The sequence below is a fragment of the Methylobacterium sp. J-077 genome (assembly GCF_022829365.1).
GTDB lineage: Bacteria > Pseudomonadota > Alphaproteobacteria > Rhizobiales > Beijerinckiaceae > Methylobacterium.
The window spans coordinates 1-10384 of the sequence record NZ_JAKSYJ010000067.1 but is presented as its reverse complement, the minus strand read 5'-3'; the positions used below and the strand labels follow the sequence as shown (position 1 = coordinate 10384).

At 70.2% G+C, this 10384-nt stretch carries 3 protein-coding genes and 1 pseudogene; 1 reads left to right on the top strand and 3 read right to left on the bottom strand.

Annotation, left to right across the window (positions count from 1 at the left end; translation table 11 throughout):
• A pseudogene (locus tag MKL11_RS04035) lies at window positions 1-220 on the top strand (sugar transporter); the annotation flags it as partial.
• Between the two features lie 133 nt (window positions 221-353).
• On the opposite strand, the gene MKL11_RS04030 reads toward MKL11_RS04035, so the two are convergent.
• From MKL11_RS04030 to MKL11_RS04020, 3 genes are all read right to left on the bottom strand, one after another.
• Complete coding sequence (locus MKL11_RS04030; protein WP_243940509.1) at window positions 354-1721, bottom strand: aminotransferase class I/II-fold pyridoxal phosphate-dependent enzyme; 1368 nt, start codon at window positions 1719-1721, stop codon at window positions 354-356.
• Complete coding sequence (locus tag MKL11_RS04025) at window positions 1718-9163, bottom strand: type I polyketide synthase (RefSeq protein ID WP_243940507.1); 7446 nt, start codon at window positions 9161-9163, stop codon at window positions 1718-1720. Before MKL11_RS04025 ends, MKL11_RS04030 begins: the two co-directional genes overlap by 4 nt.
• A gap of 369 nt (window positions 9164-9532) precedes the next feature.
• Window positions 9533-10384: UDP-glucose dehydrogenase family protein (locus MKL11_RS04020; protein ID WP_243940505.1), on the bottom strand; the 852-nt coding region annotated here is incomplete at its 5' end.

Sequence of the window (10384 nt, the reverse complement as noted above, 5' to 3'; positions counted from 1 at the left end):
CACCAAGCTCACCGGAACGCCGCTGGTGCCGGTGGTCTACCGGATCAACATGCGCGACCCCAACAGCCTGTTCACCACCCAGGCCTTCCGCATGCGCAACCGCGACCTGATCTACGTCTCGAATGCCCCGTTCACCGAAGTCCAGAAGGTGCTAACCGCCTTCAGCGGTGTCACCGGCCCGCTCAGCTCCGCGGCCACCGCCTACGCCTACGCCAAGTAGGCCGGGCGAACCGCCGGCCTCCGGGTCGACGGGACTGTGATCTTGAAAACGAAACAGGGCGCGGATGGCATCCGCGCCCTGTTTCGTATTTCAGTGGTGGACTGCGCCGAATCCCGGCGCAGCCCGAAAAGACTCAGCCGCGCTTGGCAAGCAACTGTTCGATCAGCGAGCCGCCCTTGTCGATCGCCACCATCTCCTCGGCCACCGCGTTCACGGTATCGCGGATCTGGTCGGCGGTGTGCTCGGAGGTGAGGAAGAAGCGCAGGCGCGAAGCCCGCTCTGGTACCGCCGGGTGGATGATCGGCTGAACGTTGATGCCGCGGCGGAACAGCCGGTCCGACAGGGTCACGGCCTTGAGCGAATCGCCGACGATGATCGGCACGACCGCGAGGCCGAGGCTGAACCCGGTATCGAGGCCGAGCTTCTTGGCGGTCGCCAGGAAGAGCGTACCGTTCTGGCGGAGGCGCTCGACCCGCTCCGGCTCGGCCTGCATCACCGCCAGCGCCGCCTCGGCGGCGGCGGCCAGCGGCGGCGACATGCCGACGCTGTACACGAAGCCGCCGGCCGTGTGCTTGAGATACTCGATCAGCGCAATCGGGCCGCAGATGTAGCCGCCACAGGTCGAGAGCGTCTTCGACAGGGTGCCCATCCAGATGTCGACCTCCTTCGGGTCGACACCGCAATGCTCGAACAGGCCGGCGCCGGTGCGGCCGGTGACGCCGAGGCCGTGGGCCTCGTCGACCATCAGCCAGGCGTCGTAGCGCTTCTTGAGGGCGACGAGGCCGGCGAGATCCGGCGCATCGCCGTCCATGCTGTAGAGGCCCTCGACCACGATCAGCGCCCGGCGATGCTCGTGGCGGGTGTTCTGAAGCAGGCTCTCCAGGGCGTCGAGGTCGTTGTGCGCGAAGGAGCGCCGCTGGGCGCCGGAGAGCTGCGCGCCGGTGACGATGCTGTTGTGGGACAGCGCGTCGTGGAAGATTACGTCGCCGGCTTCGAGCAAAGCGCCGATGGTCGTGACGTTGGTGGCGTGCCCGCTCACCATCACGATGCAGCCCTCGGTGCGGTAATGCTTGGCCAGGGCCTGCTCGAGGCTGATGTGCCCCGGCCGCTCGCCCGCCACCACCCGGCTCGCCGAGGCTGAGGTACCGTAGGCCTCGATCGCCTCACGGGCTGCGTTGCTGACCCGGGGATGCCCGTTCAGGCCGAGATAATCGTAGGACGAGAAGTTGGTGAAGGTCTTCTGATCGATCCGGGTGGTCGCACCGGCCTTGGCGTCGTGGACGCGGAAGAACGGGTTGCCCAGGCCGATCAGCTGCGCGGCTTGGCGCTGCAGCTGCAGTTCGCGGTAGCCGGGCAGGTTCTCGAAATTCTGCGCGGCGGATTGCCCGGCCGGAGAGGCCGCCTTGGCGGGCGCCGGGCGCGGCGTGGCGCGCCCGAGGCGGTTGGTCACGAAGCCGGCGAGCGCCGCGCGCCCGCCGTCAGGCCGTGCCGTGTCGGTCATGAGTTGGTCTCTTTGATCTCGCTGGACGTCTGCGCGATGAGTTCCCTGAGCGGCGCCATCATCTGGGCGTCGATCTCACCACCGATATGCTTCGAGACGAGGCTCATCGCGACACCGGCCGCCTCATCCATGGGGGCCGAAACCGCCTGAATTAAGGACTCCGATAGCTCGTTGACCGTCATGCCGGACGACAGACCGGCGGGCGGCGCGTCGAGGGCGAAGCGCTCCTGCAGGCTGGCGCCCAGCTCGACGCCCATCAGCGAATCGAGGCCGATCTCCGAGAGCTGGCGCACGCGGCTGATGTCGTCCTTGGGCAGGCGCAGGATGCGGGCGATGTCCTCGACGATCGCGTCCGACACGGTCTTGCGGACCGCGTCCACGTCGCCGCCCTTGAGGAGGGCGCCGATGTTGATCGCCTGGACGCCGCCGGCTTCCGCCTGCTGGTCCGAGCCGAGATCGGCGTAGCTCGGCGAGCGCATGGTGGCGAGACGCTCGCGCGCCTTGCCCCAATGCATCGCCGCGATGGCGATCACTGCCTCGTCCGGCGAGGTCCCCTGAGCCTCTAGCGCATCGGCCATCAATTCGAGGCAGCGACGCGCCTCCATCGGGGTGACGCCGACGCGGCCGGCGAGACCTTCCATGACCGCCTTGTTGCGGGCGAGCATGCCGACATCGCCGATCGCGCCCCAGGCCACCGCCAGAGCGGGCAGGCCGCGGCGGCGGCGCTGCCGGGCCAGACCTTCCATGAAGCCATTGGCGGCGACGTAGGAGCCCTGGCCGGGATTGCCGATGAAGGTCGTAGCCGAGGAGAACATCACGAAGTAATCGAGGCTCCGGTCCCGGGTGGCGGCATCCAGGTGCTGGGCGCCGATCACCTTCGGGCCGATCACGGTGTCGAGCGCCGCGGCGTCGATATTGGCGATCAGGCCGTCTTGCAGCACCGCCGCGGCGTGAAGGACGCCCGCGAGCGTCTTCCCGCCCTGCTCGATCTCCGCGATCAGACGGTCCACCGCCGAACGGCTGGTGATGTCCACCGCCTTCGCCTCGACCGTAACGCCGCGCCCGGCGAGCTCGGCGACGATCGCCTTGGCCTCGTCGGTTGTGGCGCCTTTGCGGCCGGCGAGCACGAGGTGCTTGGCCCCTTTGTCGACGAGCCAGCGCGCCGCCTCCAGGCCGAAGCCGCCGAGGCCGCCGGTCACCAGGTGGACGCCCTCGGTCGAGACCGTGAACGGCCGCTTCGTGTCCTTGAGGATCGTCCCGGCTCTGGGCGGGCTGATCACGATCTTCCCGATGTGACCCGATTGCTGCATCAGCCGGAACGCGTCCGAGGTCTCGGCCGCAGTGAAGGGCTGGTAGGGCAGGGGCTTGAGGCCGCCGTCGTTGAACAGCGCCATCACCTCGCGGAACATCCGCGCGCCGTCGTCGCCCTGGTGCTGGATCACCTGGTCGAGGTCGACGCCGAAATAGCTGAGGTTCCGCCGGAACGGGCGCAGGCCGATATGGGTGTTGGCGACGTAGTCGCGCTTGCCCAGCTCGACGAAGCGGCCGAAGGGCCGCAGGGCGTTGAGCGAGCGCTCCATCGCCTCGCCGAACAGGCTGTTCAGGACGATGTCGACGCCGTCGCCGGTGATCGCCCGGACCTCGTCCACGAAGGCGAGGGAGCGGGAATCCAACACGTGCTCGGCGCCCAGCGCCTTCACCAGGGCCCGCTTCTCGCGGGAGCCGGCGGTGGCGATGACCCGCGCGCCCTTCAGCTTGGCGATCTGCAGCGCGGCGAGGCCGACGCCGCCCGCGCCGCCATGGACCAGGACCCACTCGCCGCGCCGCATCCGGGCGCAGGAGACGAGGCCGTAATAGGCGGTGAGGAAGGCCACCGGGACGGTCGCCGCCGCCATCGGGTCGAGACCCTGCGGGCTCGGCGCGACCACGAGCTCGGGCACGACGATGTGGGTGGCGAAGCCCGACTGGGCGAAGGCGACGACCGGATCGCCGGCCTTGAAGCCCTTGACGCCCGGACCGACGGCGGTGACGCGACCCGCGCATTCGAGGCCCAGCCGTGGGCCGGCAAAGCCGTCCTCCAGGATCTCCTCGGGCAGCATCGAGAGCGCCCAGAGCACGTCGCGGAAATTGAGGCCGGTGGCCTCGACCGCGATCTCGATCTCGCCTTTGCCGGGCGCACGGCGCTCGGCCGGGCCCCAGACCATCTCGTTGAGACCGCCGGTGTTGCTGCGCTCCAGACGCGCGGCCTCGGCCGGGACGGCATCCGCCGGGTCCCGGTGCTTCGGCCGGCCGGCATGGAAGCGCACGACCTGCGTCCGCTCGTCGTCGAGCACGATCTCGGTCTCCGGCGTACCGGACAGGATGAGGTCGCGCAGGCGCTCGGAGGCGCGCTTCGACGACATCTCGGGCGAGAGGTCGATCCGGCGCACGTCGAGGTTCGGCGCCTCGTTGGCGAGGGTGCGGGAGAAGGCCCACACGCCGGCCTCGATGTTGGTGGTCTGGCCGCCGCGGTCACGCGTGGCGCCCGGCGCCACGACCCACAGGCGGGTCTGGCGGGCGCCGAGATGCTCGATGCAGCGCTTCAGGCTGAGGCAGCGGTCGCGCAGCCGCTCGGCCGCCTCGCCGCCGCGGGTGAAGGCGCCGGCCAGGAACACCACCGTGTCGGGGGTCTCCTTCTCCAGCTCCATCAGCGAGGTCTCGGAGTCGAGGATGATCGAGACATGCACGCCGCCCGCGACCAGCAGGGTCGCCAGGGAGGAGGCGGTCTCGGCCGCGAACTCGTCGTCCGAACCGATCACGAAGGCGAAGCTCTGGGCCGGGGCCGGGCCCGGACGCACCGGAGCCTCGGCGACCAGCAGCAGGTCGTCGCCGTTGGCCGAAGCCGCGCGCTCGACCGCGACCTTCACCAGGCCGTGGGCGCTGAGTGTGCGCTGCCAGCCCTCGATATCCTCGAGGCGTCCGACCGGCATGCCGCCGACGGCTTCCTCGAACCAGCCGCCCGTGAGGCCGAACACGAGGTCGCGGAACAGGGACGCGCCCGGCTCCACGGCCACCAGCAGGCCGCCGGTGGCGAGCGCCCCGGCGAGCTGGCCCGGCAGGCTGCGCTCGCCGCGATGCAGGCTGCCGGCCGCCAGGATCAGGTCGAAGCTGCCGGAGGCGAGCTCGTCGGCCGCCTCGACGATAGTGGCGCCGTGGGTGAGCGACAGGCGGGCGCGCTCGGCGAGCCGCCGATCGGTCTCGAACACGGTGAGCCGGGCCTCGGCGGCGGCGGCGAAGGCCGCAGCCTGGGCAGAGAGCGGGCCGAATCCGACCTGCAGCACCCGCAGGGCGCGCTCCTTCGGGAGCTGACCGCGGCTCGTCTCGATCAGCTTAGCGACCACGTCGGCGGTGTGGCGCGCGGTGGCCGAGCGCATCACGAAGGCGTCGATGGCGCCCTGCGGCAGGGCCGGCGCCTCGGTCAGCTGGCCCGCGAGCAGGCGGTCGACCATGGCGCCGACATCGGCGATCAGCACCAATTCGGCGGAGAGGTCCGGATGGTCGCCGGCGATCCAGCGCATGATCTCGTCCGGGGCCGGCAGCGCCGAGCCGTCGTCGCCCAGGGTCCAGTTCTGGCCGGCCCGCTCGGCGAGCCCGCTGCTTTCGAGGGCGTAGAGGGCGTTGAGCAGCCAGGGCCGCAGGGCTTCGGGCACACGCCGGTCGGTGACCGAGACGGTTCCACCGTCCGCCAGCCCGGAAGCGAGGCGGTAGGCGAGCGAGGTCGCCCAGCCCTCCAACAGGAGGTGGCCTGGCGACAGGGCGGCGTCGGCCGGCCCCTTCGCCTCGGCGGTGAGCGGGCGCAGGCGGGCGGCCACGCTCGGCCGGCGCTCCATCGGGATCGCGGTCGGCTCGGTGGCGAGTTCCGGCACCTGCGAGATCGCGAAGGCCGAGAGGTCGCCGCCGCCCTTGGCGCGCAGGGCCTGGAAGCGGCCCTCGCGGATCGTGGCGACCACCGCGCCGTCGGCGTCGAGCAGGGTGAAGTCCGCCAGGATCGAGCGCTCGTTGCAGCGGCGCGTCCGGATCACCGAGCGGGTGATCACCGCGCCGGGGCGCAGCAGCCTCACCTCGCCGAAGCGCACCGGGATGTAAGCCTTGCCGGCATTCTCGCCGAGCAGGTCCGCGAACAGCAGGATCAGCCCGTGGAAGCAGGCGTCGAGCCGGGCCGGGACCAGGGTGAAGCGGCTGTCGGCCTCGGCCGGCAGCAGCTCCGACACGATCGTCGCGTCATCAAGCCGGGCGCTCATGGCGACCTGCCGGAAGCTCGGGCCGAACGCCAGGCCGGAGGCCCGGGCGCGGGCGTAGAGCGCCTCGCCGGTCAGGACCTGCTCGCCGGCGCTGTCGAAGTCGAACCCGTTCAGGTCCGGCGCCTTCGGGGCCGTGAACGTGCCGTCGACGATCTTGGCCTGGGCATGGAGCTGCCAGGGGGACTGCGTCAGGCGCGGGCGGCTCAGAACCTGGATGCCGTTGCCGGTGCCCGACAGGCGCACTGCGACCTCGCGCAGGGCCTCCTCGGCGAACACCATGGGCGACAGGATCTCGAAATCCGCCAGCACCACCTCGTCGTGGCGCATCGCCTCGCGGACGCAGGCCAGCGCCATCTCGACGAAGCCGGCGCCGGGCATGATCACCTGGCCTTCGACGCTGTGATCCTCCAGCTCCGGCAGGGTCGCCGGATCGACGAAGCCGTTCCACTCCAGACCGTCGAAGGTGGTCCGCGAGCCGATCAGCGGGTGGTAGGGGCGAGCGCTCATCGCGCCGACGCTCTCGGGCGTATCGGCCAGGCGGAACGGGCGGCGCTGCCAGGGATAGGTCGGCAGGCGCACGTCGCCCCGGGGCGCGTCGCCGAAGAGCAGCGCCTCGTCGACCTGTGCGCCCTGGACCAGGGCGGCGCTGACCGCCTTGGCGATCGGGTCGCCGCCCGAGGCCTTGCGGTGCATGACGCCGACCGTGGCGGTCTCGATGCCGAGGGGCTCGACCGCGTCGCCGACATGGGACATCAGGGTCGCGCGCGGGCCGACCTCGACGAACACGCGGGCGCCGCGGCGGGTGGCATCCTGCACGGCCTCGCTGAAGCGCACCGGCTCGCGGATGTTGCGCCACCAGTAGCCGGCGCCGAAATTGTCGCCCTCCAGCACGCTGCCGGTGACGGTGGAGACCATCGCGGTGGTGCCGGTACTGGCCTTCAGCCCGGCGAGATCGCGCAGCAGCGGCTTCTCGGTCGGGTCCATCAGCCGGCCGTGGAAGGCGTAGGCGAGGTCGAGCTTGCGGCCGCGGCGGCGCTTGCGCGACAGGGCCTTCAAGGCGGCGTCGATATCGGCCACCGGCCCGGCGACCGTGACGGCCTTGGGGCTGTTATAGGCGGCGATGTCGAGGGACGGGTAGTCCTTGAGGAAGGCCTCGACCTCTTCGGCCGGCATCAGCAGCACCGCCATGGTGCCCTGGCCGTGCGTCGTCTCCTGGTGGTGGCTGCGGTAGTAGATGACCCGGACCGCGTCCTCGAGGGTGAGGATGCCGGCCGCCTCGGCGGCGGCGATCTCGCCGACGCTGTGGCCGAGCACGTAGGAGGGGATCAGGCCCTTGGCCCGGAGTGCGGCCGTGGAGGCGCTCTCGATGGCGAAGATCAGCGGCTGCGAGACGCTGGTGAGCGCCAGGCGCTCGTCCAGGTCCTCGGCGTAGAGGGCCTGCTTCAGCGACCAGTCGGCATAGGTCTGGAACAGGGTGTCAACCCGGTCGAAGGCGGCCCGGAAGGTCGGGTTCTCCTCGTAGGCCTCGCGGCCCATGCCGGCCCACTGGCTGCCGTTGCCGGAATAGACGAACGCCACCTCGGCGGCGCGGTCGACCGCGGTGCCGGTGAAGGCGTCCTGGGCGTCCTCGCCCTCACCGACGGCCCGCAGGGCGGCGGCCACGTCGGCCTTGCCGTCCAGCGCGATCGCCAGGCGGGCGGGCAGGCGCTCGCGCCGATGCGCGACAGCGGCGGCTACCGTGGCAACCTGCTCGGGCTCGGCCTCGAGGCGCTCGGCATAGTCGAGGGCGAGCTCGTTCAGCGCGGCGCGGGTCTGGGCCGAGAGCAGCAGGACCTGGGCGGACGGCGCCGGGGCGACGGTGTCCGACGGCGAACCCGAATTCCCATCGGTGATCACGACGTGGGCGTTGGTGCCGCCGAAGCCGAAGGAGTTCACGCCTGCATAGCGCTCGCGCGGGCCACGGGTGAGCGGCAGGGCCTCGCGGACGACGCGCAGGTTGAGCTCGTCGAACGGAATGTCGGGATTCAGCTCGGCCGCGTGCAGGGACGGCGGCACGAGGTCGTGCTCCAGCGCCAGCGTCGCCTTCATCAGGCCGGCGAGGCCGGAGACCGGCTCGGTATGGCCGATGTTGGTCTTGATCGAGCCGATCGGCAGCGGCGCCTGGCGGCCGCGGCCGAGCTTGGTCCCGATGGCCGAGGCCTCGATCGGATCGCCGACCGGGGTGCCGGTGCCGTGCGCTTCCATGAAGGCGAGGTCGTCGAGGCGGATCTCCGCGTCGCGATACACCCGCTCCAGCAGGGCGCCCTGGGCGTAGCCCGACGGCAACGAGATGCCGGTGGTGCGGCCGTCGGAATTGATGCCCGAGGCCACGATCCGGGCGCGCACGGTGGCGCCGTTGCGCCGCGCGGCCTCAGCCGATTGCAGCACGAACACCACACCGCCCTCGGAGCGCACGTAGCCGTCGGCGTTCTTCGAGAACGCCTGGCACAGGCCGGTGCGCGAGAGCATCTGCGCGGTGGAGAAGCAGATGAAGTTGAACGGGCTCGCCAGCACGTTGACGCCGGCCACGACCGCCGTGTCCACGCGGCCGGACTGGATCGCCTGCACGGCGTTGTCGAAGGCCACCAGCGAGGACGAGCAGGCGGTGTCGACCGTGAAGCTCGGACCCTTCAGGTCGAAGATGTAGGAAATGCGGTTCGAGATGATCGAGAGCGTGTTGCCGGTAGCCGCGTAGGCGTCGCCCGAGGCCGCATCGAGAATGCGCAGGTTGCCGTAATCGAGCGAGGAAGCTCCGACGAACACGCCGATGTTGCTGCCGGCCACGCTCGACGGGCGCAGGCCCGCATCCTCGAGGGCTTCCCAGGTCAGTTCCAGCAGCATCCGCTGCTGCGGATCCATCTGCTCGGCCTCGCGCGGCGAGATGCCGAACACGGCGGGGTCGAACGACCAGATGTCGTCGATGATGCCGGCGGCCCAGGTGTAGCTCTTCCCGCGCTCCTGGGCGCGCGGATGCGCGAACCGGTCGAGGGAGAAGCGGTCACTCGGGACCTTGCTGACGGCGCAGCGGCCCTCGGACAGGAGTTGCCATAGCCCGTCGACGCTGGGGGCCCCGGGCAGTCGGCATGCGCGTCCGACGATCGCAATGTCTGTACGTTGTGTCACGTTCGGTTCGCACACGCTCGTTATCGGAAGTCGGCTCGGCTCGCGACGAGTGAGTACCGTCTCACCCCTTACTGTGGCACCATTGCGGTGTCCAACCTGCCCCCAGGCAAGGTCATCCCTGCCCGGCCAGATTGCGCCGGGCTGTGACATGTATTCATCAGACTGCAATCCAGTGCCAACGACCGAAATGCCAAGTCTGCTTGGCTTGACCGCCTGTTGAGACGGTCAAGCGACCATGGAAATGCCACAGTTGCGCACCGGCGAACGAAGCCCGTCTGGCGTCGTGGCAACGGTTTTCCAAAGAGATCTTTGCTGCAGCCTGCAGATCTGCCACCGCAATGCGACCCCTCGACGCCATCCGGGCGACGTTCAGGACGCGTCAGGACCAGCGTTATCCTTGGCGCTATCCTTGGATCGTCCGACGCCGCGATAGGTGAAACCGTGACGTCCGGCCGTCTCGGGATCGTAGATGTTGCGCAGATCGATCAGCACGGGCGCAGGCCCGGCGGACGCCATGGTCTGGCGCAGCCGGTCGAGGTCGAGCGCCCGGAATGCGTTCCACTCGGTGACGATCACCAGGGCGTCCGCACCCTCCGCGCAGGCATAGGCGTTCTCGGCATAATCCACCTCCGGCATCAGCGCGCGTGCCTGCTCCATCCCCTCCGGGTCGTAGGCGCGCACCTTCGCGCCAGCATCCTGAAGTCCCGCCACGATCGACAGGGACGGCGCCTCGCGCATGTCGTCAGTATCGGGCTTGAAGGTCAGGCCGAGCAGAGACACGGTCTTACCCCGGACGCTGCCGCCGCAGGCCTTGATCACCTTGCGGGCCATGGCGCGTTTGCGCTGGTCGTTGACCGCCACCACGGTCTCGACCAGCCGCAGCGGAACCCCGGCATCCTGGGCGGTCTTGACCAGGGCCAGCGTGTCCTTCGGGAAGCACGAGCCTCCATAGCCGGGACCGGCATGCAGGAACTTGCTGCCGATCCGGTTGTCGAGGCCGATGCCGCGGGCGACCTGCTGCACGTCGGCACCGACCTCTTCGCAGAGATCCGCGATCTCGTTGATGAAGGTGATCTTGGCGGCCAGGAACGCGTTGGCGGCGTACTTGGTCAGCTCGGCGGTGCGTCGGCTCGTCACCACGATCGGCGCGGCGTTGAGGTAGAGCGGCCGGTAGACCTCGCGCATCACCGCCTCCGCGCGGGGATCCTCGCTGCCGACCAC

Coding starts and splice junctions, on each gene's coding strand:
- MKL11_RS04030 (WP_243940509.1), bottom strand. CDS start 1,721: ATGACCGACACGGCACGGCCTGACGGCGGGCGCGCGGCGCTCGCCGGC.